Annotated in this window: 24 protein-coding genes and 1 other RNA gene; 19 read left to right on the top strand and 6 right to left on the bottom strand. The window is 52.1% G+C overall.

The window, feature by feature from the left end; genetic code table 11:
* Positions 1 to 6: 6 nt before the first annotated feature.
* Complete coding sequence (gene pepA, locus BZG81_RS01595; protein WP_021022637.1) at positions 7 to 1,518, bottom strand: leucyl aminopeptidase; 1,512 nt, start codon at positions 1,516 to 1,518, stop codon at positions 7 to 9.
* Positions 1,519 to 1,712: 194 nt separating this feature from the next.
* Here pepA and lptF point away from each other — a divergent pair, with 194 nt between their 5' ends.
* Together lptF and lptG are read left to right on the top strand one after the other, a co-directional pair.
* Positions 1,713 to 2,813, top strand: coding sequence for an LPS export ABC transporter permease LptF (gene lptF / locus BZG81_RS01600; protein WP_021022636.1), 1,101 nt, complete (start codon positions 1,713 to 1,715; stop codon positions 2,811 to 2,813).
* Positions 2,813 to 3,886 carry an LPS export ABC transporter permease LptG gene (gene lptG / locus BZG81_RS01605; RefSeq protein WP_021022635.1) on the top strand — a complete coding sequence of 358 codons (1,074 nt, stop codon included), beginning with the start codon at positions 2,813 to 2,815 and terminating at the stop codon, positions 3,884 to 3,886. The genes lptF and lptG overlap by 1 nt, the downstream gene beginning before the upstream one ends.
* 63 nt (positions 3,887 to 3,949) lie before the next feature.
* Here lptG and BZG81_RS01610 read toward each other — a convergent pair whose 3' ends face one another.
* From BZG81_RS01610 to BZG81_RS01625, 4 genes are read right to left on the bottom strand one after another with little or no spacing between them, the layout of a single operon-like run.
* Complete coding sequence (locus BZG81_RS01610; protein ID WP_077676597.1) at positions 3,950 to 4,510, bottom strand: BON domain-containing protein; 561 nt, start codon at positions 4,508 to 4,510, stop codon at positions 3,950 to 3,952.
* A 3-nt stretch (positions 4,511 to 4,513) separates the two neighbouring features.
* Positions 4,514 to 5,104: a phosphoheptose isomerase gene (locus BZG81_RS01615; protein ID WP_021022633.1), complete on the bottom strand. Its 591-nt coding sequence runs from the start codon at positions 5,102 to 5,104 to the stop codon at positions 4,514 to 4,516.
* A 3-nt stretch (positions 5,105 to 5,107) separates the two neighbouring features.
* Positions 5,108 to 5,473 carry a YraN family protein gene (locus BZG81_RS01620; protein WP_077576216.1) on the bottom strand — a complete coding sequence of 122 codons (366 nt, stop codon included), beginning with the start codon at positions 5,471 to 5,473 and terminating at the stop codon, positions 5,108 to 5,110.
* Positions 5,470 to 7,320, bottom strand: coding sequence for a penicillin-binding protein activator (locus BZG81_RS01625; protein WP_158011819.1), 1,851 nt, complete (start codon positions 7,318 to 7,320; stop codon positions 5,470 to 5,472). Before BZG81_RS01625 ends, BZG81_RS01620 begins: the two co-directional genes overlap by 4 nt.
* A 61-nt stretch (positions 7,321 to 7,381) precedes the next feature.
* On the opposite strand from BZG81_RS01625, the gene rsmI reads away from it, so the two are divergent.
* The gene (rsmI, locus tag BZG81_RS01630; RefSeq protein ID WP_077676599.1) at positions 7,382 to 8,239 is read left to right on the top strand and encodes a 16S rRNA (cytidine(1402)-2'-O)-methyltransferase; all 858 of its coding nucleotides are present in this window, start codon (positions 7,382 to 7,384) and stop codon (positions 8,237 to 8,239) included.
* A 54-nt stretch (positions 8,240 to 8,293) separates the two neighbouring features.
* Positions 8,294 to 8,674: RNase P RNA component class A (rnpB, locus tag BZG81_RS01635), an RNA gene on the top strand.
* Positions 8,675 to 8,749: 75 nt separating this feature from the next.
* Here rnpB and BZG81_RS15555 read toward each other — a convergent pair.
* Positions 8,750 to 8,926, bottom strand: a complete 177-nt coding sequence (locus tag BZG81_RS15555; protein ID WP_158011820.1) for a hypothetical protein — start codon at positions 8,924 to 8,926, stop codon at positions 8,750 to 8,752.
* On the opposite strand from BZG81_RS15555, the gene mraZ reads away from it, so the two are divergent.
* The 15 genes from mraZ to lpxC all read left to right on the top strand — a co-directional run bounded on the left by mraZ (position 8,925) and on the right by lpxC (position 25,920).
* Positions 8,925 to 9,383 carry a division/cell wall cluster transcriptional repressor MraZ gene (gene mraZ, locus BZG81_RS01640; RefSeq protein WP_021022628.1) on the top strand — a complete coding sequence of 153 codons (459 nt, stop codon included), beginning with the start codon at positions 8,925 to 8,927 and terminating at the stop codon, positions 9,381 to 9,383. The genes BZG81_RS15555 and mraZ overlap by 2 nt on opposite strands.
* A gap of 16 nt (positions 9,384 to 9,399) precedes the next feature.
* Positions 9,400 to 10,350, top strand: coding sequence for a 16S rRNA (cytosine(1402)-N(4))-methyltransferase RsmH (gene rsmH / locus BZG81_RS01645; protein WP_021022627.1), 951 nt, complete (start codon positions 9,400 to 9,402; stop codon positions 10,348 to 10,350).
* A gap of 3 nt (positions 10,351 to 10,353) precedes the next feature.
* Positions 10,354 to 10,683 carry a cell division protein FtsL gene (gene ftsL, locus BZG81_RS01650; protein WP_077459866.1) on the top strand — a complete coding sequence of 110 codons (330 nt, stop codon included), beginning with the start codon at positions 10,354 to 10,356 and terminating at the stop codon, positions 10,681 to 10,683.
* Positions 10,680 to 12,446 (top strand): penicillin-binding transpeptidase domain-containing protein, encoded by a 1,767-nt coding sequence (locus BZG81_RS01655; RefSeq protein WP_077676600.1) that lies wholly within the window; start codon positions 10,680 to 10,682, stop codon positions 12,444 to 12,446. Before ftsL ends, BZG81_RS01655 begins: the two co-directional genes overlap by 4 nt.
* The gene (gene murE, locus BZG81_RS01660; protein ID WP_077676601.1) at positions 12,433 to 13,905 is read left to right on the top strand and encodes a UDP-N-acetylmuramoyl-L-alanyl-D-glutamate--2,6-diaminopimelate ligase; all 1,473 of its coding nucleotides are present in this window, start codon (positions 12,433 to 12,435) and stop codon (positions 13,903 to 13,905) included. The genes BZG81_RS01655 and murE overlap by 14 nt, the downstream gene beginning before the upstream one ends.
* Positions 13,902 to 15,269, top strand: coding sequence for a UDP-N-acetylmuramoyl-tripeptide--D-alanyl-D-alanine ligase (locus BZG81_RS01665; protein ID WP_077676602.1), 1,368 nt, complete (start codon positions 13,902 to 13,904; stop codon positions 15,267 to 15,269). Before murE ends, BZG81_RS01665 begins: the two co-directional genes overlap by 4 nt.
* On the top strand, positions 15,269 to 16,351 hold the full coding sequence (gene mraY, locus BZG81_RS01670) for a phospho-N-acetylmuramoyl-pentapeptide-transferase (RefSeq protein ID WP_077459863.1): 1,083 nt from the start codon (positions 15,269 to 15,271) through the stop codon (positions 16,349 to 16,351). Before BZG81_RS01665 ends, mraY begins: the two co-directional genes overlap by 1 nt.
* A gap of 2 nt (positions 16,352 to 16,353) precedes the next feature.
* On the top strand, positions 16,354 to 17,688 hold the full coding sequence (gene murD / locus BZG81_RS01675) for a UDP-N-acetylmuramoyl-L-alanine--D-glutamate ligase (protein WP_077676603.1): 1,335 nt from the start codon (positions 16,354 to 16,356) through the stop codon (positions 17,686 to 17,688).
* Complete coding sequence (ftsW, locus tag BZG81_RS01680) at positions 17,685 to 18,893, top strand: cell division protein FtsW (RefSeq protein WP_021022620.1); 1,209 nt, start codon at positions 17,685 to 17,687, stop codon at positions 18,891 to 18,893. The genes murD and ftsW overlap by 4 nt, the downstream gene beginning before the upstream one ends.
* On the top strand, positions 18,886 to 19,947 hold the full coding sequence (gene murG / locus BZG81_RS01685; RefSeq protein ID WP_077576206.1) for an undecaprenyldiphospho-muramoylpentapeptide beta-N-acetylglucosaminyltransferase: 1,062 nt from the start codon (positions 18,886 to 18,888) through the stop codon (positions 19,945 to 19,947). The genes ftsW and murG overlap by 8 nt, the downstream gene beginning before the upstream one ends.
* 10 nt (positions 19,948 to 19,957) lie before the next feature.
* Positions 19,958 to 21,415 carry a UDP-N-acetylmuramate--L-alanine ligase gene (gene murC / locus BZG81_RS01690; protein WP_077459859.1) on the top strand — a complete coding sequence of 486 codons (1,458 nt, stop codon included), beginning with the start codon at positions 19,958 to 19,960 and terminating at the stop codon, positions 21,413 to 21,415.
* A gap of 224 nt (positions 21,416 to 21,639) precedes the next feature.
* Positions 21,640 to 22,410 carry a cell division protein FtsQ/DivIB gene (locus BZG81_RS01695; RefSeq protein WP_198533615.1) on the top strand — a complete coding sequence of 257 codons (771 nt, stop codon included), beginning with the start codon at positions 21,640 to 21,642 and terminating at the stop codon, positions 22,408 to 22,410.
* Positions 22,411 to 22,422: 12 nt separating this feature from the next.
* Positions 22,423 to 23,679, top strand: coding sequence for a cell division protein FtsA (ftsA, locus tag BZG81_RS01700; RefSeq protein ID WP_077459858.1), 1,257 nt, complete (start codon positions 22,423 to 22,425; stop codon positions 23,677 to 23,679).
* A gap of 33 nt (positions 23,680 to 23,712) precedes the next feature.
* Positions 23,713 to 24,885, top strand: coding sequence for a cell division protein FtsZ (ftsZ, locus tag BZG81_RS01705; protein WP_021022615.1), 1,173 nt, complete (start codon positions 23,713 to 23,715; stop codon positions 24,883 to 24,885).
* A gap of 117 nt (positions 24,886 to 25,002) precedes the next feature.
* Positions 25,003 to 25,920, top strand: coding sequence for a UDP-3-O-acyl-N-acetylglucosamine deacetylase (lpxC, locus tag BZG81_RS01710; protein WP_025744297.1), 918 nt, complete (start codon positions 25,003 to 25,005; stop codon positions 25,918 to 25,920).
* Positions 25,921 to 25,992 lie beyond the last annotated feature (72 nt).

The raw sequence follows: 25,992 nt of genomic DNA on the forward strand, positions 1-25,992 counted from the left end.
TCGTGGTTACTCTTCCAATTCAAGCCCGGAGCGGTTGAGTAAAAATTGCACCAGCAGAGGAACGGGACGGCCGGTGGAACCTTTTTCTTTGCCGCCGCTTTTCCAAGCAGTCCCGGCGATGTCTAAGTGTGCCCAGTTGTACTTTTTGGCAAACCGAGACAAGAAGCAGCCCGCGGTGATGGTGCCACCGCCTTTACCACCAATATTGGCCATATCGGCAAAGGGGCTATCGAGTTGCTCTTGGAACTCGTCAGTCATTGGCAGGCGCCACGCACGGTCACCGGCTTGCTCTGAGGCACTGATAATATCGTGCGCCAAGGGGTTCTGGTTAGCAATTAGGGCGCTGATGTGATGGCTAAGGGCCATGATGCACGCGCCGGTGAGGGTTGCCACATCAATCACACACTCTGGCTCATAACGCTCTACATAGGTGAGGGCATCACAAAGTACTAAGCGACCTTCGGCGTCGGTATTAAGCACCTCGACCGTTTGCCCTGACATGGTCGTCAGGATGTCACCTGGACGGTACGCTTGGCCGTCTGGCATGTTTTCACAACCGGCGAGCACACCCACGACATTGATAGGTAGGTTGAGCTCGGCCAAGGCACGCATCACCCCAAATACCGATGCGGCACCGCCCATGTCGTACTTCATCTCATCCATACCGGCACCGGGCTTAATGGAAATACCGCCCGAGTCAAAGGTGAGGCCTTTGCCGACGAGCACAATCGGTTTTGCTTCTGGATCAGGGCTGCCCTTGTACTCCATGATCGACATCATCGATTCATTTTTTGAGCCACGGCCAACCGCAAGATAGGAATGCATGCCCAGCTTGTCCATTTCTTCTTCACCGATAATACGGGTGGTGACCGCATCATAGTCATCGGCTAAACGGCGCGCTTGCGAGGCAAGATAGGCAGGGTTAGCCACGTTCGGTGGCATATTACCCAGATCTTTACAGGCATTCACACCAGAAGCGATCGCTAAGCCATGCGCGATGGCACGCTCACCCAGATTCAATTCACGACGCGTTGGGACGTTGAACACCATTTTGCGTAATGGGCGACGAATTTCTGGCTTAACACTTTTAAACTGGTTAAAGGTGTACAAGCTGTCTTTGGTGCTTTCAACCGCTTGACGTACCTTCCAGTATGTATCGCGGCCTTTAACGTGTAGCTCGGTTAAAAAACAGACCGCTTCCATCGAGCCGGTTTCATTGAGGGTGTTGATGGTTTTTTTGATGATTTCTTTGTATTGGCGCTCGCCGAGCTCGCGCTCTTTACCACAACCCACCAGTAATACGCGCTCAGATAACACGTTCGGAACATGGTGCAGCAGGAGCACTTGGCCGGGTTTACCTTCAAGATCACCGCGGCGCAGCAGGGCGCTGATGTAGCCGTCGCTGATTTTGTCGAGTTGCTCGGCCACGGGGGACAGGCGGCGAGGCTCAAACACGCCAACGACAATACAGGCACTGCGTTGCTTTTCGGGGCTACCGCTCTTTACACTGAACTCCATTTGTACTCCTAGATCCTAAAGACAATTGAGACCAAATGTTGGATAATGCCGCCACTATATGTTGTTGAACGCGCTTTGATGCGTCCAGATCAGCCGGCGGTCAACAAATGGCCGAAAGATTAGAAAACAACTAATTAACCCAGAAACTATAGTTATTCGAGTAAAAAAACAAGTTTTCCATAGGTGCCTTCGCTTTGATAATTGTTCGATATTTGATCCGGGAGACAGTTAAAACACAAGTTGCCGTTTTATTTGTGTTGTTTCTGGTCTTTTTTAGCCAAAAATTTATCCGTGTGCTTGCCAGTGCCACGGAAGGATCGATCCCGGGGAATCAGATCATTACCTTAGTCGGCCTATATATGCCGTCGATGGCAATGCTGATGTTACCTTTGAGCTTGTATATCGGCATTTTGATTACATTCGGGCGGCTCTATGCTGAGAGTGAGATCACGGTCATGAACGCCACTGGGATTGGCAATGAGTTTCTGATCCGCGCTGCGCTGTATCTCGCGATTATCACCGGATCCGTGGCGGCGTTTAACTCGCTTTGGCTAACGCCATGGGCCAATAACCAAGAGCTCGAGGTGATGGAGCAATTAGAGGCCAAATCCGGTTTAGAATTGTTGGTGCAAGGGCAGTTTCAAAGTGCGCCATCGGGTGAGGCGGTGATTTTCGTCGATAATATCGAAGATGATGGTAAAACGCTCAAACAGGTATTTGTCGCTCAGCCCGTCCCCCAAGGCTCTTTACTGCCGAATGTGGTGGTGGCCGATAAAGGCTATGTGTCTGAGCTGCCTGACGGTCGACAAGTCTTGGATTTGTTAGAGGGAACCCGTACCGAGGGCGTACCGACTCAGCTTAACTATGGTGTAACGACCTATAAAAACTATCAGGTATTGATTGGTCAGCGCGAAGTGCGTGAAAAAAGTCGTGACTGGGATGCGATGCCAACCTTGCAATTGGTCGGTGAATCAAGTTTGAAAGCGCGCGCCGAACTGCAGTGGCGTATTTCCTTGGTGTTGTGTATCCCCTTGATGACCATGATTGTGGTGCCGTTATCGGCGGTGAACCCGCGTCAGGGACGCTTTGCCAAACTCTTCCCCGCGATAATGATTTATCTGGCCTATTTTTTATCGATCAGCGCGGCGAAATCCGCGGTAGAAGATGGCGATCTGCCCGCACAAATTGGTCTGTGGAGTATCAATGTGGCCGCTTTATTACTGGCCGTGATCCTCGCCAGCTGGGATTCGCTACCGGTGAGAAAACTCAAAGCTAGCTTAAAAGGATCTGCCTGATGTTTCGCATTCTTGATTGGTATATTGGCCGGACTCTGATAGGCACCTCGTCACTGTGTTTGGCGACCTTGGTGGGATTGTCTGCGATCATCAAGTTTGTCGAGCAGTTACGCTCGGTCGGTGATGGTACCTACACCATGGGCAAAGCGATTTTGTATGTGTTGCTCAGCATGCCGCGCGATATTGAAATGTTCTTCCCCATGGCGGTTTTGCTGGGGGCATTGATTGGTTTGGGAATGCTGGCCTCAAGCTCAGAGCTGGTGGTGATGCAGGCCGCTGGGGTGTCGAAACTCCAAATTGGCTTATCAGTGCTTAAAACGGCCATTCCGTTAATGTTGATTGTGATGGTGCTGGGCCAGTGGGGCGCACCGGATGCGCAAAAAGCCGCTCGTGAGCTGCGTGCCATTGCCAAATCAGGTGGAAACGTGATGTCGGTGCGGCGTGGGGTTTGGGCGAAAGATGGCGACGATTTTATTTATATCGCCCGCGCGGATGAGCAAGATACGCTGACCGGTGTGAGCATTTGGAAGTTTGATGACCAGCAAACCATGACCAATGTGGTGTTTGCTGAGCGTGCTGATTATCTCAATAAAGACAGTTGGATGCTTAAAGATGTGACCATTACGCGCATGCAAAATCAAACCGCGCTGAGCAATGTAGAGCAGGATGAATTGGTTTGGAATACCACACTGACGCCTGACAAATTAGCGGTGGTGACGGTGAAACCCGAAGAGCTACCGCTATCGGGTTTGTATAGTTATGTGTCCTACCTTAAAGCGTCACAGCAAGATGCGTCGCGTTATGAGCTGGCTCTGTGGCGCAAAGCGGTACAGCCGCTGTCGATCGCGGTGATGATGCTGTTGGCGCTGAGTTTTGTCTTTGGCCCTTTGCGAAGTGTCACCATGGGCGCGCGGGTGCTATCAGGGGTGATTTTTGGCTTTGGCTTTTATATCGCCAACGAAGTCTTTGGGCCGATGAGTTTGGTGTATCATCTCCCTCCGGCCATTGGTGCTATCACCCCAAGTGTCATTTTTCTGGTGATCACCTTGCTGTTACTGAGACGCAAGCTGTAGTGCTTTGAATTAAAAAAAGCCAACGATTATGCGTTGGCTTTTTTGGTGACGCCATGATGAGCGTCATTCTTTATCTGTATCTGTATCTTTATCTTTATCTTTATATTCAAACGCCTTAACCACGCCTTCTACACCGCGAATATTGCGCGCTATCTCAACCGCTTGGTCCGCTTGTGATTGGGTGACGGCGCCCATTAAAAACACTTCGCGGGCTTCAGTGACCACCTTGATATTTACCGCGCGTAACTGGTCATCGGCGACAAAGGCTGCTTTGACTCGGGTCGTTAGCCAGCTATCCGTACTGATATCGGCCAAGCCAACCATTGGCGTTTCACGGACTTCGTTATAGACAACATCGACGTTATCCAGGGCTCGGACGCGTTCAACCAGTTGCTGGGTGAGGGCCTGGTCGGTGCTTTGCCCGACTAACAGAACTTGCCCTTGAAACGATGCCGCTTTAACGCGAAGCTTATTTTTGAACGGGGCTTTGTTCACGATCCCGGCGGTATTGAGACCAATTTGGGTATCGTGCCACTCTTCTCCGGTCGTACGAGGATCGGAGGAATAAATGGCGGAACACGCTTGCAGCGTCAGTGCCAATATCAAGGTCATGATAACGCGCATGAATTATTCTCCGTGAGAAGGAAAGAGGACTTGGTCAATCAGGTCACACAAGCAATGGACAGTGAGCAGGTGTCCTTCTTGAATGCGCGCGGTACGTTGCGAGGGAATACGGACTTCGACATCACGCTGGCCAAGCAACCCGGCCATTTCGCCGCCGTCTTTCCCGGTTAACGCAATAATGGTCATATCACGGGTCACGGCAGCTTCCATCGCTTTGATGATGTCTTTACTGTTGCCGCTGGTGGATATGGCCAGAAGCACATCGCCCGCTTGCCCTAGCGCTCGTACTTGCTTGGAGAAGACTTCATCGTGGCTGTAGTCGTTGGCCACTGCGGTTAAGGTGGTAGTGTCTGTGGTGAGCGCCAAAGCCGGTAAGCTGGGACGCTCAGTCTCAAAGCGATTTAACAGGCAAGACGCAAAATGCTGGGCATTCGCGGCGGAACCGCCATTACCACAACACAAGATTTTGTTGCCGTTAAGTAGGCTTTGCACCATTACTTGTGCCGATTGTGATAGATACTCGGGAATCGCTTCTGCGGCCGCGATTTGGGTTTGAATACTTTCGGTAAAGCTCTCTTTAATGCTCTCTAGCATGACTTACCCTTGAACAATGTTTTGAATCCAGTTGACCGCCTCAACGCTGCCATCAAAGGTGACAGCGTCAAAGCGAAATTCGGTTTGCATACTTTTGATGCCGCGGCATTGCATCCAACGCTCAGCGGCGAGAATTAAACGACGTTGTTTGGTGGCGGTAATGCTCGCCGCCGCGCCACCAAAGCCGTGCCCGCGCCGGAAACGCACCTCGACAAACACCAAGCAACTGCCATCGCGCATCACAAGATCAATCTCGCCGCGACGACTATGGGCGTTTTTATCGAGCAGACTCAGCCCGTGGCGCATTAGGTATTGGCAAGCGTGTGCTTCGTAAGCCTGTCCTGTTGCTCTGGACTGAGGCTGTTTCACTGCGCCTCTCCGCGAGATTCCGTCTCAACAGGCTCAATGGCGGTTTGACCAAATCGCGCCCAGTCTAGCTGACGGTGGATAATACACTGATCGGCGAGTGAGAGTTGCCCCGTTTGACCATTTAGCTGATAACCCGGCTGGGCTTGCATTTGTGGTAGCCCCTTCAGCAGCTGGTAAGCATCCATCCCCAAGGCATGTAAGCGCGTGGTGTTGTTACTTGGCGATGGATGACGCTGTTGATAGCTTTTATACGCATCGCTTTGGGCGTGCACTAATAGAGGAATATCACTGAATTCGATGCCTTCAAGCTCGGCTAATTGGCCCATGCCATCGGCGCGGTTATTGCTACGCGAGCTTGCATAGAGTTTCGGCGGCAAGACATCGGGATTAATCGCGACCTCAATAAAGGGTTTTAATAAGGTCAGCTCAGCGGCACCGGCCACCATATAAACGGCGTCGATATCGCGACGGCTACGGGCTTGCGATTGTAAGGGTAAGTCGGTGAGTTTTTTCAGTTGTGAAATGCGGCGCTGACTGGCGTCTAAACCAAAGATATCACGAATGCGTGCTTGCATTTTATCACGATCACCGAGAGGCGCTTGCTCAACGTCTGTATCGGTGAGTGACTGCCAGCGGGCGGAAAATGCATCACGGATCCGTTGACCAAAGGCGGAGTCAGGGTAGAGCACTAAGGGGAACTGATACCCCTGCTGGTGAAGACGGTCGGCGGCTTGCGCGGCTTCTTGTTCGGGTGACAAGGTGAAGTAGCACACACCTTGCGTATAATTTTCATCCGTGGGCTGGTTAAGCGCCAATAAAGGCACTTGGCCGGCGAGCGCGTCACTGACTGCGGCGACTTTATGTTTCTGCAGTGGCCCCACCACGAAGTCGATGCCGTCATCACGGATACGTTGCGTGAGCGCATCGACATCCATGGCGTTGGTATCGTAAAAGCGCACACGAGGGCGTTGATCTATTTTCGCATCAAGCATGGCTTCAATAAAGCCATCACGAATGGCATCCCCTTGATCAGCAAATTTATCCGTCAGTGGTAGCATTACCCCTACATTAGTGGGTTGTGTGATGGTCAGTGCTTGGATATCGGCCAAATTATCCGGTAAATACTGGTTCGCGGGGTGCGTAGGGTGCGACGCCAAGTAGGCATCTAATTGGCTTTGCATCTCGGCCAGATCGCGGGTGTAGCGGCGCGCGATGTCCAACAAGGTGACCCAACCGGCAAGGATGTCATCATCACCGGATTGAAGCTGTTTGATCTCGCGCTGGTTGAGCGATTGTAAATCTTGCCACAGCGTGTTCCATGCTTGCTGAGCTTGGTCGGATTCAATATAGCTGGCTAACCGATGCTGATTGTTGACCGCGTCCAGGGCATTGCCTTGCTGACGCGCAATTTTGGCTTTTTGCTGATAGAAGCGGACATATTGCCCATCGGTGAGCTGCCAATCAGGGGATAAGGCCAACGCTTGATCGGCTTGGGTTAGCTTGCCGGTTTGTGCCAAAAAGCGCCCACGCGCGAGTGTCCATTCAATACGCTGGTCCGTATTAAGATTGCGCTCAGCCAAGCGCTGCAGCAGCACATCCGCTTGGTTCAATTGTTGCTCGTTAATCAGCGCTTTTATCGCCAGTAAAAACCAGTCATTTTGCTTATCACCTTGGCTGGTTTCGGCCTGCAACAAATAAAATGTCGAATTTTCCGTTGCCGGTTGACTGATGACATCACGCGCAGTTGGCGTGGTGGACGGCGCACTACAAGCCGCTAAAGCCAATGCTAAGGCTACAGGGGTAATAAGTCGTGTTACACTTTGACGCTTCTGGGTAAGTTTAACCATGAACATATTTCAACCGTGACAACGTTGCCCCTATCTTAATCGCCGAAGGGTTGTTAAACAAATGACTGATGCAAATCTATCCGACCATGCTCACCCCACGCTGTATATTGTGCCAACACCGATTGGCAATTTGGCTGATATTACCCAGCGTGCTCTTGATGTTTTAGCCAGTGTCGACGTGGTCGCGGCCGAAGATACGCGTCATACGGCTCGGTTGCTATCGCATTTTTCGATTAGTGCGAAAACTTTTGCGTTGCATGAGCACAATGAACAGCAGAAAGCCGCTGCATTGTTAACGCGCCTGCAACAAGGCCAGTCGATTGCATTAGTCTCTGATGCTGGCACCCCCTTGATTAGCGATCCGGGATATCACCTGGTCACTCAATGCCGTGAGGCGGGTGTCAGAGTGGTCCCATTGCCTGGCGCCTGCGCGGTAGTCACCGCATTAAGTGCATCGGGTTTGCCTTCAGACCGTTTTAGTTTTGAAGGGTTCCTGCCTCCTAAGACAAAAGCGCGACAAGATACGTTCCGTGAATTGGCCGATGATCCGCGTACCTTAATTTTCTATGAGTCACCGCACCGTATTCGTGACAGCTTGGCGGATATGCGCGAGGTACTGGGCGACGCACGTCGCGTGGTGTTGGCGCGCGAACTAACGAAAACCTTTGAAACCATCCATGGGGCACCGTTGGGGGAACTCATTGAGTGGTTGAGTGAAGATCCTAACCGCTTACGCGGAGAAATAGTGTTATTGGTCGCCGGCCATCGCGCGGATAAAACGGCTTTGCCAACCGCGGCGTGTCATGCGCTGGGTCTATTGGCGGCCGAGTTACCGTTAAAAAAAGCAGCCGCGTTAGTCGCGGAATTATATGCGGTGAAAAAAAACGCACTCTATAAATGGGGCCTAGAGAATTTATAGCTGAGCGCGATTTACGCTGGCTTGCGTGAATATTCTTCTATATACTCCCCCGCTCGAGTTGGCCGGGTAATCGCTGCTTTATTGATGTCCTTTGGGAGACTGATAAAGGGGAGGAAAGTCCGGGCTCCTCAGGGCAGGGTGCCAGGTAACGCCTGGGAGGCGCGAGCCTACGACCAGTGCAGCAGAGAGTATACCGCCGATGGCTCTTCGGAGCACAGGTAAGGGTGAAAGGGTGCGGTAAGAGCGCACCGCGCGACTGGCAACAGTTCGTGGCACGGTAAACTCCACCCGGAGCAAGACCAAATAGGTCCCTATTGGCGCGGCCCGCGTTTGGGGACGGGTAGGTTGCTGGAGCCTGTGAGCGATTGCAGGCCTAGACGAATGGTTACCACCGTTTTTACGGTACAGAACCCGGCTTACAGGCCAACTCACCTCCTTTTAGGGCGAGCCTTTTTGGCTCGCCCTCTCTTTTTCAGCGTTTGAGTCAGACGATTTGGTTATAACCGAATGTCATCGGCTTTTTTTGTATTGATTAAGCCGCTGAAAACCTTCTTTAATATCCCCAGGTGTGATCTTGCTCACTGTCATGGCTTGCTTGACTTTCTTTTTACCTGCTACGTACACTTCTGGGTGGGAAAATGTGGTGTAAAGTGGATAATCTTGGTGAAAAAGGGAAAATAACGTCATGTTACGTGGCGTCAGCGCCATTTCGGTCGATAAAAAAGGGCGACTTGCTCTGCCAACGCGCTATCGCGATGGGTTAATTCACCATTGTGATGGCCAGTTTGTGTGCACGATCGATCACCAACTTCCTTGCTTGGCGCTGTACCCGGTCCCGGAATGGGAAGTGATTGAGGCGAAGTTATCGCAGTTATCCAGCTTTCAACCTGCAGAGCGACGCCTGCAGCGTTTATTACTTGGCCATGCGTTTGACTGTGAAATGGACGGACAAGGTCGCTTATTACTGCCTGCGACCTTGCGCCAATATGCCGGGTTAGACGGCAAAGCGATGCTGGTTGGCCAACTCAACAAATTTGAGATTTGGGACGAGCAGACGTGGCAGGCACAAATTCGCCAGGATATGGACACACAGGCGGAATCAACCCCGATGCTCAGTGAGCGGTTAGCAGACCTCTCATTGTAAATAATGAAGTGAATGTATGTCAGAACAATATACCCATGTTTCCGTCCTATTAAATGAATCAGTGGACGGCCTTGCGATTAAACCCGATGGCATCTATGTCGATGGTACTTTTGGTCGCGGCGGTCACTCGCGCCATATCTTGTCGCAATTGGGTGATAACGGTCGCCTGTATGCTATCGATCGCGATCCACGCGCGATCGAAGAGGCAAATTCCATCGATGATCCGCGTTTCCAGATTATTCATGGCCCGTTTTCTGAGATAGCGTCGTACCTCAGTGAGCGTGGGCTAGCGGAAAAGGTCGATGGGATCCTCCTTGATTTGGGCGTGTCTTCGCCCCAGCTTGACGACCCTAGCCGTGGCTTCAGTTTTATGCATGATGGCCCGCTTGATATGCGTATGGATCCGAGCACCGGCCAGTCGGCCGCACAGTGGTTAGAAACCGCCAGTGTCGATGATATTGTTTGGGTATTAAAAGTGTTCGGCGAAGAGCGTTTTGCGCGCCGGATTGCTAATGCCATTGTTCGTCACCGTGAAGATGAAGAAGCACCTGCGCTGACCACGACCAATCAGCTTGCCAAGCTGATTGATCACGCGGTGCCGTTTAGAGAGAAGAAAAAGCATCCTGCGACACGTAGCTTTCAAGCGATTCGGATTTACATCAACAGTGAGCTGGATGAAATCGAGCAAGCACTGCAAGGCGCGCTCGCCAGTTTAGCCCCGAGTGGACGCTTATCAGTGATTAGCTTTCACTCGTTAGAAGATCGCATGGTCAAGCGCTTTATCCGTAAGCAAAGTAAAGGACCGGATGTGCCCAAAGGGGTGCCTTTGACCGAAGCACAGATTGCCGAGCTCGGTTCGGCGGCAATGAAGCCGATTGGCAAGGCGATTAAACCGTCCGCGGAAGAAGTGGCGCATAACGCCCGGGCGCGAAGCTCGGTATTACGCGTGGCGGAAAAGTTAGGATAACGCATGAAACCGCGCCCAAGCCTCGCTAAGCAGATAGGCCAGGATGTATTGGCAATCGGGAAGTTGCCATTAGGGTTACTGCTGGCGGTATTGGTTTCGGCGATTGCCGTGGTATCGATGACCCAATCAACGCGTAATTTGATTGCCAAACAGGACGCGCTATTAGAGCAACGTGAAACCCTTGAAGTGGAGTGGCGCAATCAATTGTTAGAGGAAAATGCGTTGTCTGAACATAGCCATGTGGAATCCGTGGCGCGTCAGTCTTTTGACATGATTCGTCCCACCAGTGAGAACGAAGTGATTGTAACGCGACCTTTGAGTAACGACCGGTGAAAAAACGTTCTACTAAGTCAACTAATCGCCGTACACCCAAAGCGCCACCGGTATTGATTCAGTGGCGCTTTGGTCTTGTCTGCGTATTTATTGGCTTAGCCTTGGCTGCCTTGGTGGCGCGCGCCGCTTATATCCAAGTGATTGAGCCCGATCGATTACGCCACGAAGGGGATCTGCGTTCGATACGAACAGAGCAGGTTCCTTCCGCGCGAGGCATGATCACCGACCGTCAAGGTGAGGCACTCGCGATCAGTGTGCCCGTTCAAGCCGTGTGGGCGGATCCGGTGACGGTATTCAAACACCAAGGATTAAAAAACGTCGATCGCTGGCATGCGCTTGCGGATGTTTTGGGGTTAGATCGGCAAGCCTTGATTGATAAAATTCAGGCTAATCGGCAGCGGCGTTTTATTTATCTGCAACGTCAAGTACGCCCAGCCATGGCAGCGTACGTTGATAAGCTTGAGTTACCTGGCATAGGGTTAAAAGCTGAGTCACGCCGCTTTTATCCCAGTGCGGAAGTCAGTGCACACCTTGTTGGGATGACTGGGATTGACGGCCATGGTTTAGAAGGGATCGAACGCCGATTTGATGATTGGTTGGCCGGTGAGCATGGTAAACGCACGGTGCGTAAAGACCGATTTGGCCGTGTCGTGGAGCATATTGCCACCGAAGATAAAAAAGAAGGCCAGTCGCTGACGCTAAGCATCGATCAGCGTCTTCAAGCCATTGCATATCGTGCTATCAAACAAGCCGTCGCCGATTACCGCGCCACCTCGGGCTCTTTGGTGATGGTGGACGTGAAGACCGGTGAAGTGATGGCCATGGTCAACGCCCCCTCCTATAACCCCAATAATCGTAGCTCACTCAAAAGCTTTAACATGCGTAATCGCGCGATTACTGATGTGTTTGAACCGGGCTCAACCATGAAGCCTTTTGTGGTACTCACTGCGTTAGAAAACGGTGTTGCCGATATGGACACCGTAATAGATACCGGCAACGGCATTATGCAAATCGGTGGCAGTCGAGTGCGTGATGTTTCTAAAGTCGGCAAAGCTAACCTTGCGCGTATTCTCAAAAAATCCAGTAATATCGGTGTGAGTAAACTCTCATTAGCCATGCCTGTAGAGACCTTATTAGGTCAATATGGCAGCTTTGGGCTCGGCACCGGTACGGGCGTTGAGCTGGTTGGTGAATCAGTGGGCCATTTCCCCTCTCGGCGTCGTTGGTCAGATTTTGAACGTGCCACGCTAGCCTTTGGCTATGGATTATCGGTGACACCGACTCAGCTTGTGCGTGCTTATGCCACGCTAGGGTCGCTGGGCATTAATCGACCACTGAGCATTTTAAAGCGTGAAGGCGTCACAGAAGGTAAGCAAGTTGCCTCGCGCGAAAATGCCTATAAAGTCCTGCAAATGTTGGAAGGGGTGACCCAAGAAGGCGGCAGTGCGCGTCGTGCCGCGGTTGATGGCTATCGCGTTGGCGCCAAAACCGGGACCGCGAAAGTCGCTGTCGCCGGTGGCTATGGCGACGAATATATTGGTTACACCGCGGGGCTGGCCCCCATTAGCAATCCTAAGCTGGCCATGGTGGTGGTGATCAACGAGCCGCAAGGCGACAAATATTATGGCGGGCAGGTCGCGGCACCTGTGTTTTCGAGCGTGATGAAAAGCGCACTCCAGATTTTAAACATTGCACCGGATGCCGGTACGGGTCCGGCGTTGCAAGTGGCAAAGCATGCAAATGAAGTGAATGGCGATGAATGATTTAAACCAATGGCTGAGCCCTTGGCTGGCGGATGTGCCCTCGATGCCGGTACGGCACCTATCCTTGGATAGCCGCAAAATCCGTCAAGGTGATGTATTCGTGGCGATAAAAGGGCACCAAGTTGATGGTCGCCAGTTTATCGATACCGCGATTCAGGCCGGTGCTGTGGCTGTGGTGCAGCAAGCGGAGCAAAATGCTGTGCAGTGGTATCAGAATGTGCCGCTCATCAGTTTATGCGTTTTACCTGCTTCCTTATCGGCATTAGCCGCGCGTTTTTATCAGCACCCGCAACAGCACATAGGCATGATTGGCGTGACCGGCACCAATGGTAAAACCACAGTCTCCCAATTGATTGCACAGTGGTTAGATGCCTTAGGTGAGCGGACCGCGGTGATGGGCACCACCGGCAATGGCTTTATTGGCCAATTAGAAGCGGCGGAAAACACCACGGGCGATGCCATTGGTATTCAAGCCCAGCTTGAGGCGTTTGCGCAGCAAGGTGCACGCCATGTCGCGATGGAAGTGTCTTCACATGGCTTGGTGCAAGGGCGCGTTGCTAGCCTGGCATTGGATGCGGCTGTGTTTACCAATTTAAGCCATGATCATCTCGATTATCACGGCACCTTAGATGCCTATGCGGCGGCGAAAAAGCAACTGTTTGATTTGGGCTCTCCGCTCAAAGTGATAAACGCTGACGATGCCGTGGGGCGCACTTGGCTCCAGCAATGGCCTGACGCGATTGCCGTCGCTATGCAGCCCGACGCATTAAGTGCTCACGCCGGCCGGTATGTACTGGCACAGTCGGTGACCTATACCACCGAGGGGGTCTGTGTTCGTATTGACTCTTCGTGGGGCCAGGGTGACATGTATGCAGAGTTAGTGGGTGATTTTAATGTCAGCAACCTCCTCGTGAGCCTGGCGACCTTGCTGGGGCTGGGTTATTCGTTATCAACCTTGTTGGCGAGTAGTCAGCAGTTACAAGCGGTTGTGGGGCGCATGGAGGTTTTTCTTGCGCCTGACAAACCGACCGTGGTGGTTGACTATGCTCACACGCCCGATGCGCTTGAGAAAGCACTACTGGCCTTACGACGTCATTGCATCGGCGCACTTTGGTGTGTATTTGGCTGTGGCGGCGATCGTGATACGCGTAAACGCCCGGTGATGGCTCGAGTGGCTGAACAGCATGCCGACAAGGTGGTGTTGACCAATGATAACCCTCGCGGTGAGGCCCCTGAGTTGATCACGCAAGATATGCTCGCGGGGCTGCACAACCCCGAACGTGTATGGGTAGAGCATGACCGCGCTCAAGCGGTGACGCAGGTCATCGAGCAAGCGCAAGCCAACGACATTGTCTTGGTGGCGGGCAAGGGCCATGAAGACTATCAAGTGCTCGCGCATGGAAAGGTGCATTACTCTGACCGCGAGACGGTCGCGGCGCGACTCAAGGAGTTATCATGATTCGGACAACCCTCAGCACATTGGCGAATGCGATAGGGGCCACTGTGTATTATGCCGATCACGCGTCGGGTACGCCGCCGATCGATGCCATTACCACCGATACGCGTGAGCTGCGCGCGGGGGCACTATTTGTCGCGCTGAAAGGTGACCGTTTTGATGGCCACGATTTTGCTGAGCAGGCAAAAGCTTCAGGCGCCGCCGCGATGGTGGTTTCGCGCCAGTTGGACATTGATATTCCCCAATTGCTGGTGGACGATACACGCCTTGCCCTGGGTCAGTTAGGCGCTTGGGTCAAACAGCAATGCCAGGTGCCGACCATTGCGATTACGGGGAGCTGCGGTAAGACCACAGTCAAACAAATGCTGGCGGCGATCTTGGCACAGAAAGGACCCACGTTATCGACTGCCGGCAACTTCAATAATGATATTGGTGTTCCGCTGACGTTGTTTCGACTCACTCCTGCACACCACTATGCGGTGATTGAACTCGGCGCTAACCATATTGGTGAAATTGCTTATACCACATCATTGGTCAAGCCTGATATTGCCGTGGTCACTAACTTAGCCGCGGCCCATCTCGAAGGGTTCGGCTCATTAGAGGGAGTGGCTGTTGCCAAAGGCGAAATTTATCAAGGGCTGCCCGAAGGCGGGATAGCGTTGGTGAATCAGGGTAGCCACGGTGGTGATACATGGGGTGACGTCCTGGCAGATAAGCAGGTGATTGCGGTAACAGACACGCAAGCCGCCCCCCTGACCTTGATTGATAGTGCCCTGACAACCGCGGGCTGTTATCAGCTCACGCTGAGTGACGGACAGAGCCAACAGTCGGTGATGCTGCCGCTACCGGGCAAGCACAATATTATCAATGCGTTAATGGCCGGTTGTGCAGCGATGCAGTTACCCGGCGTGAGTCTGGTGGATGTCGTGGCCGGGCTTGAGTCGGTAGAAAACGTCGCAGGACGCACACAAGTGAGTGAGCCTCGCCCAGGGTTACGGCTGATTGATGATACCTATAACGCCAGTGTCCCAGCGATGAAGTCTGCCATTGATGTTTTAGCCAGCTATCCAGGTGAGCGTTGGTTGATCGTCGGTGATATGGCAGAGCTGGGCGAGTACAGTGAGCAAATGCACCGTGAAGTTGGAGAGCATGCGGCGCAAGCTGCCGTTAACCGTGTCTTCACGACCGGACGCGATAGCCGTGTGATCAGCGAACGCTGTGGCGGCGATCATTTTGACAGTAAAGAGGCGCTGATTGCGCACGTAGTAGCCATGATAAAAACACAAACACCTGACACGATACTGATTAAAGGCGCCCGAGGGATGGCGATGGAAGCGGTTGTCACCGCAATCAAGGAGGCTTGCTAATGCTTTTATGGCTAGCGGAAGTACTACAAAACCTTTTACCCTCAATGCGCTTGTTTGAATACCTGACATTTCGCGCCATTGTTAGTGCACTGACGGCATTGGTTTTCTCGCTTTGGGCCGGCCCACGTCTGATTCGACGTTTACAGTCGATGCAGATTGGTCAAGTTGTTCGCGAGGAGGGCCCCGAATCTCACTTTAGCAAACGCGGTACGCCGACGATGGGCGGGGTCTTAATTGTTGCTGCCATTAGTTTAACCGTTTTGTTGTGGGCCGATTTATCCAACCCCTATGTGTGGGCTGTGATGGTCGTGCTACTGGGATACGGTGCGATTGGTTTTGTTGATGACTACCGCAAGGTAGTGCGTAAAAATACCGATGGATTAGTCGCCCGCTGGAAGTACTTTTGGCAATCTGCGATCGCACTCGGGGTGGCGTTCGCGCTCTACGCCCATGGCAATGACACCGCGGCGACACAACTGGTGGTGCCTTTCTTTAAAGACGTGATGCCCCAGCTTGGTCTGTTTTATATTGTCTTCACTTACTTTGTCATCGTGGGAACCAGCAATGCGGTGAACCTTACTGATGGCTTAGATGGCTTGGCCATTTTGCCAACCGTGATGGTTGCCGGCGGCTTCGCCTTTATTGCTTGGGCGACCGGTAACGTCAATTTCGCCAGCTACCTGCATATTCCGTATATCGAATACAGCAGTGAACTGGTTGTGGTTTGCGCCGCCATTGTTGGCGCGGGGCTGGGCTTTTTGTGGTTCAACACCTATCCGGCGCAAGTTTTTATGGGCGATGTGGGCTCACTGGCGTTGGGCGGTGCATTGGGCACGATCGCCGTGCTGGTCCGTCAAGAATTGCTATTGATCATCATGGGCGGGGTGTTCGTGATGGAAACCATCTCAGTGATCTTGCAGGTAGGCTCGTACAAACTGCGGGGACAACGGATTTTCCGTATGGCGCCGATTCATCACCATTATGAATTGAAAGGCTGGCCAGAGCCTCGGGTGATCGTACGGTTTTGGATTATTTCTTTGATGCTGGTGTTGATTGCCCTCGCCACCTTGAAGGTCCGTTAACCATGACGCAACCAGGCCACCGCACATTAACCGAGTTTAAGCATATCGTGGTGATGGGGCTGGGGATCACCGGCCTCTCAGTGGTGAACTTTATTGCTCGCCATCATCCTGACGCCATGATCCGCGTGATGGATTCGCGCCAATCCCCTCCTGGAGAGGCGCAGCTGCCAGAGACGGTCGCACGACATACGGGAAGTTGGCATTCGGCATGGCTGGCGTCAGCTGACTTGGTGGTGATTAATCCTGGTATCTCGCTTGCCACCCCCGTCTTGGCGCCTGTTCATGCCGCGGGCACGCCCATTGTTGGTGATATTGAACTCTTCGCTTGGTACTGCGATAAGCCCGCAGTGGCGATTACCGGTTCAAATGGCAAAAGTACGGTCACGGCGCTGGTGGGAGAAATGGCGAAAGCTGACGGCATTAATGTGGGCGTGGGCGGTAATATCGGCGTGGCGGCACTGGATTTGCTCGACAAAGGCCACGACCTCTATGTGTTAGAGCTGTCCAGCTTTCAATTGGAAACCACTAAGTCATTGACTCTTCAAGGCGCCGCCTTCTTGAACTTCTCAGAAGATCACATGGACAGGTATCAAAGCTTGGCGGATTATCGAGCGGCGAAATGTCGTATTTTTACCCATGCAACTACCTTGATCGGCAATGCAGATGATGCACAGACACAGATTGATGCCGACATGTGTTTGTTTGGCTTTAGCCAGGGCGATTACTGTTTGGGCACTGACGATGGGCAAGCGTGGTTATCGGCGCAAGGAAAGCCTGTGCTACCGGTGTCCTCACTGAGCCTTGTTGGTCGCCATAATGTAGCAAACAGCCTCGCGGCCATGGCATTGGCTGATAGTGTCGGGATGAGCCAGCCCGCTCAAATCACCGCGCTGCGCACATACACTGGGCTGGCACATCGTTGTCAAAAAGTCGCTGAGCACCAAGGTGTGATCTGGGTGAATGACTCCAAAGCCACCAATGTTGCCAGTACGTTAGCGGCGCTTGATGGTCTTGAAGTGAGCGGTTACTTACACTTGTTAGTAGGCGGAGAGGGTAAAGGCGCCGACTTTAGTGTGTTGCAGCCTGCACTCGCCAAGTTACCTGTCAGGCTTTACTGTTTTGGTAAAGATCAAGCCCAATTAGCCGCACTGGACGCGTCGGCACAGTGCTTTGATACCCTGCAACAAGCCATCGATGCCGCGGCAACGGCTGCAACGAAAGGCGACATGGTATTGCTGTCGCCAGCGTGTGCAAGTTTGGATCAATTTACTAACTTTGCCGCTCGTGGTCAGGCGTTTGTTGCCGGCGTAGAATCTGTTATCGCGAGGCCGTTATGACAGCAGTGCGTGCATTCCCCAAATATTGTTGGCAGTGGCTCCGAACGCCATCGCCGGGGGTACTGTACGATCGCCAATTGGTGTGGACGTCTCTGCTCCTAATGGTTATTGGCCTTGTCATGGTCACCTCAGCCTCGCTCCCGGTTGGATTACGACTGGCGGATGCCCCCTTTTTGTTTGCCAAACGCCATGCCTTTTATTTGCTGGTTGCCATGTTGGCGGCGGTGGCGGTGATGTATATCCCTGTCAAACTTTGGCAGCGCTACAGTGGCTACATGTTATTGATCTCATCGATTCTCTTGCTGGCGGTGTTGGTGGTGGGTCGCTCGGTCAATGGCGCGGTACGATGGATTTCTATCGCGGGGATCAATATCCAACCGGCCGAGATTGCCAAGTTATCTTTATTTGTCTTTTTAGCCGGGTATCTGGTGCGCCGCCATGGTGAAGTCCGTGAACATTTCCGTGGTTTTGCCAAGCCGCTGGCTGTGTTGCTGCTGTTTGCAGGGTTGTTGCTGATTCAACCAGATTTAGGCTCAGTGGTGGTGATGTTTGTGACCACCGTGGGCATGTTGTTTATGGCTGGGGCAAAATTGTGGCAGTTTATCGCCTTGTTGATGACGGGTCTGACCTTGGTCGCGGGCTTAATCATTGCTGAACCCTATCGAGTGCGGCGAGTCACTGCGTTTTTAGATCCTTGGCAAGACCCGTTTGGCAGCGGCTACCAGCTGACGCAATCTCTGATGGCATTTGGACGTGGCGACTGGTTTGGCCAAGGGCTAGGGAATTCGATTCAAAAGTTAGAGTATTTACCGGAGGCGCACACTGACTTTGTCTTTGCGGTCATTGCCGAGGAACTCGGACTCGTGGGTGTAAGTGTGATTCTGTGTCTTATTTTTTTCCTCGTATTCAAAGCGCTTTTTATTGGAAAGCACTGTCTGGCGCAAAACCAGTTATTCGGTGGTTTTTTAGCCTTTGGCATTGGCATTTGGTTTGCCTTTCAAACCCTGGTGAATGTCGGTGCGGCGGCGGGCATGTTGCCGACCAAAGGGTTAACCTTGCCACTGATCAGCTACGGGGGATCGAGCTTGGTGATTATGGCAGTCGCGGTGGCCTTGTTACTGCGCATTGATCACGAATACCGCTTAGCGACGTCTCAAGCGCACCAAAAAACCCCTTATCAAGGTAAAGATCATAAACATGACTAAAAAACGATTATTAGTGATGGCAGGCGGGACCGGTGGTCATGTATTTCCCGGCCTTGCGGTCGCCAAGTTTTTAGAAAAGCAGGGATGGGATATCTGTTGGCTCGGTACCGCTGATCGCATGGAAGCCGAACTCGTTCCCAAATATGGTATCGAGATCGCATTTATTCGTGTCAAAGGCTTGATTGGATCCGGACTGATGCGCAAGCTACGAGCCCCTTGGATGATTGTCAGTGCCATTTGGCAGGCACGCCAAGTGATTAAACGTGTCAAACCCGATGCGGTGTTGGGCATGGGCGGTTATGTCAGTGGCCCAGGCGGAATCGCCGCTTGGTTAAGTGGTGTGCCAGTGATCCTCCATGAGCAAAATGCCGTGGCGGGGCTGACCAATCAGTGGTTAGCCAAAGTTGCCAAGCAAGTGTTGCAAGCCTTCCCGGGCGCGTTTGATGGGCAGCCGGTGGTTGGGAATCCCGTACGTCGAGACGTGTGTGACCTCCCGGATCCCGCGCAACGATTCGCAGACCGTCAAGGTGCACTACGTATTTTGGTGATGGGGGGCAGTCAAGGCGCACGTATCCTCAATCAAACGGTGCCTGAGGCCATGCCACGGCTAGAACAGTCGGTGACGGTGCGTCATCAAGCCGGAAAAAATAATGCGGAAAAGACGCTTTCCGCTTATCAACACGCCGGAATGGTCGATGTTGATGTGAGCGAATTTATTGATGACGTGGCCGAGGCTTACGCTTGGGCCGATGTGGTAATTTGTCGAAGCGGCGCGCTTACCGTGTCTGAATTAGCGGCGGCTGGCGTTGGGGCGATTTTTGTCCCCTTTATGCATGCAGATAGGCAACAAGCACTCAACGGTGATTACTTAGTCTCCCGTGGTGCGGCTTTAATGATTGAGCAGCCATCACTGACCGCCCAGTCACTGGCGGAAACAATCAATCGGTTAGACCGCCACCGCCTGTTAGCGATGGCGACGGCGGCGCGTGACGCTGCCATTATTGATGCAGATGCCCGCGTTGCGGATGCTATTACCGCACACGCAAACACATAGAGAATAGATAATGGGTAAATTGGATAATCAGCAGCTGGAAAAACTTCGCGCCATGATCCCGGAAATGCGCCGGGTCAAGCGGATCCATTTTGTCGGGATTGGCGGTGCAGGCATGTGCGGTATTGCTGAGGTGCTGATTAATGAAGGTTACCAAATAACCGGCTCGGATCTTGCACAGAATATCGTCACGGAGCGATTGGCATCCATGGGGGCGCAGATCTTTATCGGTCATCAAGCGAGCCATATAGAACAAGCCAGTGTGGTGGTGGTATCAACAGCGATTAAAGCTGACAACCCGGAAGTTGAAGCGGCAAAAGCTTTACGGATCCCGGTGGTCAGACGGGCAGAAATGCTTGCCGAATTAATGCGCTACCGGCATGGTATTGCCGTTGCCGGCACCCACGGCAAAACCACCACGACCGCGATGGTAACGCAGATCTTTTCTGAGGCAGGCCTGGATCCCACTTTCGTGAATGGCGGGTTAGTAAAAAGTGCGGGCACCAATGCACGTTTGGGAAGCAGTCGTTATTTGATTGCAGAGGCGGATGAGAGCGACGCGTCGTTTTTACACTTGCAGCCTATGGTCGCCATTGTGACCAATATTGAAGCGGATCATATGGATACCTATGGCGGTAGTTTCGCAAAACTGCAACAGACGTTTATCGACTTTCTCCATAATCTGCCGTTCTATGGTTTAGCGGTGGTGTGCATTGATGATCCCGTGGTTCGCGAGTTAATTCCGTCGATTGGTCGTCAAGTGATCACCTATGGGTTCTCGCAGGATGCGGATGTATGTTTACATGATTACCAGCAACATGGGCAATGTGGCATTTTTAAAGTGACACGCCCTGGCCGCGAAACCTTGACCATTCGCTTGAATACGCCAGGCCAGCACAACGCCCTGAATGCGGCAGCAGCGATTGCGGTAGCAACCGAAGACGGGGTGGACGACGACGCTATTTTACGTGCCCTCGCTAATTTTGCTGGGACGGGACGCCGTTTCGATCAACTTGGCGAGTTCCCGGTCGATGACGGCACTGCCTTGCTGGTGGACGATTACGGCCATCACCCTAGCGAAGTGGATGTCACGATTAAAGCCGCACGCGGTGGCTGGCAAAACCATCGCTTGGTTATGATTTTTCAGCCACATCGCTATAGTCGTACGCGCGATCTTTATGATGATTTTGCCAACGTGTTGGAAAAAGTCGACGTGTTGCTGATGCTAGATGTGTATGCGGCTGGTGAAACCCCGATTGCGGGAGCCGATGGGAGAAGTCTTTGTCGTAGCATTCGCGCTCGCGGTAAGCTGGACCCGATTTTTGTGCCGAACGCCGACGCCTTACCCTCCGCGCTCGCTAATGTTATTCAAGCGAATGACTTGGTTTTAACACAAGGGGCGGGAGATATTGGTAAAGTAGCGAAAAACTTAGCGGCAAAACAGCTAGACAAGGCCGAAATGGCACAATAAAACACAAGTTGGCAACGTAAAAACGGCGCGCAATTGCGCTCTTGGTGACCAAAAAATAGATTTTTATCGCGTTCAGGAGCCAAAATGCGCGCAATAGATCCCAGCTTATGTATGAAAATGCATATCTGTGTTGGAGTGCTTGGCGTGGGATCGCTATAATCAGTCGGTTTTTTCGCGATGAGTGTCAAGTAGCATCGACACAAGGCGATAAGATAGGTATGAGCATGGTTAATGCCCTTACACGAGTGCAAGGAATGGTGCAGCTGGATCGCCAAAAAAGCGCATCACTCGCGTTTTTAATTGGGGTTATTATCCTGATGCTCTTTGGTCTAGCTCGTGTGATTGATTGGATGAGTGATGAGCAGCAGCTCCCCTTATCGCAACTGATGCTCGAAGGCGACCAGACTTACGTGACAGCGACGCAAGTCCGAGAGGCGGTGTTGTCAGTGGGCGAGTTAAAGAGCTTTATGCTGCAGGATGTGGATAGCATCCAGAGCAGCATTGAGGCTCTGCCTTGGGTGAAGCATGTGGCCGTGAGAAAGCAATGGCCGGATACCTTGAAGGTGCACATCACTGAATATCGCGCGAGTGCGATTTGGAACGGGCAAAAGTTGCTCACACCAAGCGGTGAGGTTTTTGATGGTTCACCCAGTGATGTGGCTGACAAATCGTTAATTTCGCTACACGGCACACCCGGCTCAGCTGAAGAAGTGCTGGCGACGAGTCGTGAACTGGAAAAGAAACTGCGGAAAATTGGTTTATCGATACAAGCGCTGTCACTGAATAAACGTCGGTCTTGGCGTATCGTGACACGAGATGGCGTACGGATTGAGTTAGGGCGGACAGCCGGGCAAGAACGGCTTGCTCGCTTGGTCGCGTTATACCCGCGGATCAGTGCGCAAGATAAAACAATTGCCTATGTAGATTTGCGTTATGACACGGGCGCGGCCGTTGGCTGGAAAAGCGAAACAGGCCCCGCGAATAGCCAAGATTAAGAGATGGTGTGAATGAATAAAACGACAGATAAGTCACTGATAGTTGGGCTCGATATTGGGACGTCCAAAGTGTCTACTCTGGTCAGTGAAGTACTGCCAGACGGCACCATCAACGTACTGGGTGTGGGCAGCAGCCCATCACGCGGCATGGATAAGGGTGGCGTTAACGACTTAGAATCTGTGGTTAAATCTGTTCAGCGTGCGGTGAATGAAGCAGAGATGATGGCCGATTGCCAAATCAGTTCTGTCTATCTTTCTTTGTCAGGAAAGCACATTCACTGCCAAACTGAGAGAGGCATGGGGACAATTTCGGATGAAGAGGTTACCCAAGACGATATAGACAACGTGATTCATACCGCAAAGTCGGTCAAAATCAGTGATGAGCAGCGCGTGCTGCATGTGATCCCGCAAGAATACAAAATCGATTACCAAGAAGGGATCAAAAATCCGCTCGGCCTATCTGGCGTAAGGATGGAAGCCAGTGTGCACCTCATCACATGTCACAATGATACCGCGAAAAATATTGAGAAAGCCGTGGAGCGTTGTGGTCTTAGAGTGGATCAACTGATTTTCTCCGGGCTATCAGCGAGCCATGCGGTGATCACGCCGGATGAACGAGAGCTCGGCGTGTGCGTGGTCGATATTGGCGGCGGCACCATGGATCTTGCAGTTTGGACCGGCGGCGCACTTCGGCATGCCGAGGTCATTCCTTACGCGGGCAATGTGATCACCAGCGATATAGCCTATGCCTTTGGCACCCCACTGGCGGATGCAGAAGACATTAAAGTGAAATATGGCTGTGCATTGAGTGAGTTGGTGAATAAGGATGCAAAAGTCAATGTGCCGAGCGTGGGTGGACGCCCGTCGCGGACGTTACAGCGACAAACCTTGTCTGAAGTGATTGAGCCGCGTTGTTCAGAATTGTTGGGACTGGTGAATCAAAAATTAGTCGCCATTCAAGAAAAACTGCGTAGCGATGGTGTGAAACATCAAATGGCAGCTGGAATAGTGCTTACTGGCGGGGCATCACAAATGCACGGGCTGGTTGAATGCGCGGAACGCGTGTTCCAAAACCAAGTGCGTGTTGGACAGCCAGCCAATGTCACGGGACTGACTGATTATGTACAAGCGCCTTGCTATGCAACCGCGGTTGGGCTTTTACACTACGGTAAAGAAAGCTTGCTGACAGAAACGAGTGAACCAGAACAAAAGCGGGCTGTGGCTAGCTGGATTAAGACGCTGAGTAGCTGGTTTAAGAAAGAATTTTAACCCTGATGCGAACAGGAAGGACGGAGAGAACTCATGTTTGAACCGATGATGGAAATGTCTGACGATGCGGTGATTAAGGTCGTCGGCATTGGCGGTGGCGGTGGTAACGCCGTTGAACATATGGTGCGTGAGTCAATCGAAGGGGTTGACTTTATTAGCATTAATACGGATGCCCAAGCACTACGGAAAAGCAGTGTCGGCACGGTCATTCAAATTGGCGGTGATATCACCAAAGGACTTGGCGCGGGGGCAAATCCGCAAGTTGGGCGTGATTCCGCACTCGAAGATCGCGATGCGATTAAAGCTGAGCTCGAAGGTGCCGATATGGTATTTATCGCAGCCGGAATGGGCGGTGGTACCGGCACCGGGGGAGCGCCTGTTATCGCGGAAATCGCGAAAGAAATGGGGATTCTGACCGTTGCTGTGGTCACCAAACCTTTCAGCTTCGAAGGTAAAAAGCGACTGGCGTTTGCCGAGCAAGGAATCGAAGAGCTGTCAAAGCAAGTTGACTCGCTGATTACGATTCCCAACGAAAAATTGCTTAAGGTGCTAGGTCGCGGCATTACCTTGCTGGATGCCTTTGCGAAGGCGAACGATGTGTTACGCAATGCCGTACAAGGGATTGCAGAACTGATCACACGCCCTGGCCATATTAACGTCGACTTTGCTGACGTACGCACTGTGATGTCAGAAATGGGACACGCAATGATGGGCAGTGGTGTTGCAACGGGCGAAGATCGTGCTGAAGAAGCGGCAGAGATGGCAATTTCTAGCCCACTTCTTGAAGACATCGACTTGGCGGGTGCGCGTGGTGTGCTAGTCAACATTACAGCAGGCTTTGATATGCGTCTTGATGAGTTCGAGACCGTGGGTAACACCGTCAAAGCATTTGCATCAGACAATGCCACTGTGGTGATCGGAACGTCGATGGATCCAGAAATGAGCGATGAGCTGCGAGTGACTGTGGTGGCGACCGGGATTGGCAACGAACGTAAGCCAGACATTACCTTGGTCACCAATGCACAGTCTGGGCAAGCAAAAGCCGAGCCTAAAAAGGCACAGCCTTTGCAGGATAAACCTCAGGCGGCAAGTTCAAACCCAGCGGCGAAAGAGCAGCCAGCTGCTTCATCGAATGCAGCACCAAAATCGCAGACTGAGCATGATTATCTCGATATTCCTGCGTTTTTGCGTAAACAAGCTGACTGATCGCAATTGCTTGGTTTGTAGCCAGTGATGTGCTACCATCTCGCTCCCCTTGTCTAAGGTGACAGGGTAATGAGTGACGCAGAGCACACTTTTTTGAGAAAAAGTTGAGATAAGCCGATGATTAGACAGCGAACATTGAAAAGTATGGTCCAAACGACTGGTGTGGGTCTCCACTCTGGGCGTAAGGTTACGCTTACTCTGCGTCCGGCTCCTGCCAACACCGGTGTGATTTATCGTCGCACTGACATGGAGCCGCCGGTTGATTTTCCGGCCAACCCTGAGGATGTGCGCGATACCATGCTGTGCACCGCCTTAGTGAATGACGCGGGTGTTCGCATCTCAACCGTTGAGCATCTCAGTGCTGCAATAGCAGGAATGGGTATCGATAACATCATTATCGAAGTGAATGCGCCAGAAATCCCGATTATGGATGGCAGTTCAAGCCCGTTTATTTTCTTGCTGCAGTCTGCGGGTATCGATGTCCAAAATGCGCCAAAACGATTCATTCGTATCAAAAAGCCTGTTCGCATTGAAGACGATGATAAGTGGGCGGAACTGTTGCCTTATAATGGCTTCCGTCTCGACTTTGCCATCGAATTCGACCATCCGGCGATTGAATCGGAGCAACAAAACTTGGTGCTCGACTTCTCAAGTCAATCTTTTATTAAAGACTTGAGCCGCGCGCGAACCTTCGGTTTTATGCGTGATATCGAATACTTGCAGTCACAAAACTTATGTCTGGGTGGCAGCTTTGACTGCGCGATTGTTCTGGATGATTATCGCATCTTGAACGAAGACGGCCTACGTTTTGACAATGAACTGGTTAAGCACAAAGTCTTGGATGCCATTGGTGACTTGTACATGTGTGGACACAGTATTCTTGGTGAAATGCGCGCCTACAAATCAGGCCATGCCTTAAACAACAAGCTGTTACGCGCGGTGTTGGCCGATCAAGAAGCGTGGGAGTGGGTCACATTTGAAGAGACTGAAACCTCTCCTGTGGCATTTGCTGAACCGGGAATGGTATTGGCCTAAGCGATATCCTTGCGCATAAGCTACTACTTGCGTATACGCTACTACTTGCGTATACGCCACCAGATGGTGTGA

Origin of the sequence: Salinivibrio sp. MA607 (assembly GCF_001996245.1) — a bacterium.
In the GTDB taxonomy this organism is placed as follows: domain Bacteria; phylum Pseudomonadota; class Gammaproteobacteria; order Enterobacterales; family Vibrionaceae; genus Salinivibrio; species Salinivibrio costicola.

Bases quoted from the DNA above. Each gene is read 5' to 3' on its own strand.
- murC (WP_077459859.1), top strand. From the start codon at position 19,958: ATGGGTAAATTGGATAATCAGCAGCTGGAAAAACTTCGCGCCATGATC.
- lptG (WP_021022635.1), top strand. From the start codon at position 2,813: ATGTTTCGCATTCTTGATTGGTATATTGGCCGGACTCTGATAGGCACC.
- BZG81_RS01615 (WP_021022633.1), bottom strand. From the start codon at position 5,104: ATGCTAGAGAGCATTAAAGAGAGCTTTACCGAAAGTATTCAAACCCAA.
- mraZ (WP_021022628.1), top strand. From the start codon at position 8,925: ATGTTACGTGGCGTCAGCGCCATTTCGGTCGATAAAAAAGGGCGACTT.
- ftsW (WP_021022620.1), top strand. From the start codon at position 17,685: ATGACAGCAGTGCGTGCATTCCCCAAATATTGTTGGCAGTGGCTCCGA.
- pepA (WP_021022637.1), bottom strand. From the start codon at position 1,518: ATGGAGTTCAGTGTAAAGAGCGGTAGCCCCGAAAAGCAACGCAGTGCC.
- mraY (WP_077459863.1), top strand. From the start codon at position 15,269: ATGCTTTTATGGCTAGCGGAAGTACTACAAAACCTTTTACCCTCAATG.
- murG (WP_077576206.1), top strand. From the start codon at position 18,886: ATGACTAAAAAACGATTATTAGTGATGGCAGGCGGGACCGGTGGTCAT.
- BZG81_RS01610 (WP_077676597.1), bottom strand. From the start codon at position 4,510: ATGCGCGTTATCATGACCTTGATATTGGCACTGACGCTGCAAGCGTGT.
- ftsA (WP_077459858.1), top strand. From the start codon at position 22,423: ATGAATAAAACGACAGATAAGTCACTGATAGTTGGGCTCGATATTGGG.
- BZG81_RS15555 (WP_158011820.1), bottom strand. From the start codon at position 8,926: ATGACGTTATTTTCCCTTTTTCACCAAGATTATCCACTTTACACCACA.
- rsmI (WP_077676599.1), top strand. From the start codon at position 7,382: ATGACTGATGCAAATCTATCCGACCATGCTCACCCCACGCTGTATATT.
- BZG81_RS01695 (WP_198533615.1), top strand. From the start codon at position 21,640: ATGGTTAATGCCCTTACACGAGTGCAAGGAATGGTGCAGCTGGATCGC.
- murD (WP_077676603.1), top strand. From the start codon at position 16,354: ATGACGCAACCAGGCCACCGCACATTAACCGAGTTTAAGCATATCGTG.
- ftsL (WP_077459866.1), top strand. From the start codon at position 10,354: ATGAAACCGCGCCCAAGCCTCGCTAAGCAGATAGGCCAGGATGTATTG.
- ftsZ (WP_021022615.1), top strand. From the start codon at position 23,713: ATGTTTGAACCGATGATGGAAATGTCTGACGATGCGGTGATTAAGGTC.
- BZG81_RS01665 (WP_077676602.1), top strand. From the start codon at position 13,902: ATGATTCGGACAACCCTCAGCACATTGGCGAATGCGATAGGGGCCACT.
- rsmH (WP_021022627.1), top strand. From the start codon at position 9,400: ATGTCAGAACAATATACCCATGTTTCCGTCCTATTAAATGAATCAGTG.
- lpxC (WP_025744297.1), top strand. From the start codon at position 25,003: ATGATTAGACAGCGAACATTGAAAAGTATGGTCCAAACGACTGGTGTG.
- murE (WP_077676601.1), top strand. From the start codon at position 12,433: ATGGCGATGAATGATTTAAACCAATGGCTGAGCCCTTGGCTGGCGGAT.
- BZG81_RS01625 (WP_158011819.1), bottom strand. From the start codon at position 7,320: ATGGTTAAACTTACCCAGAAGCGTCAAAGTGTAACACGACTTATTACC.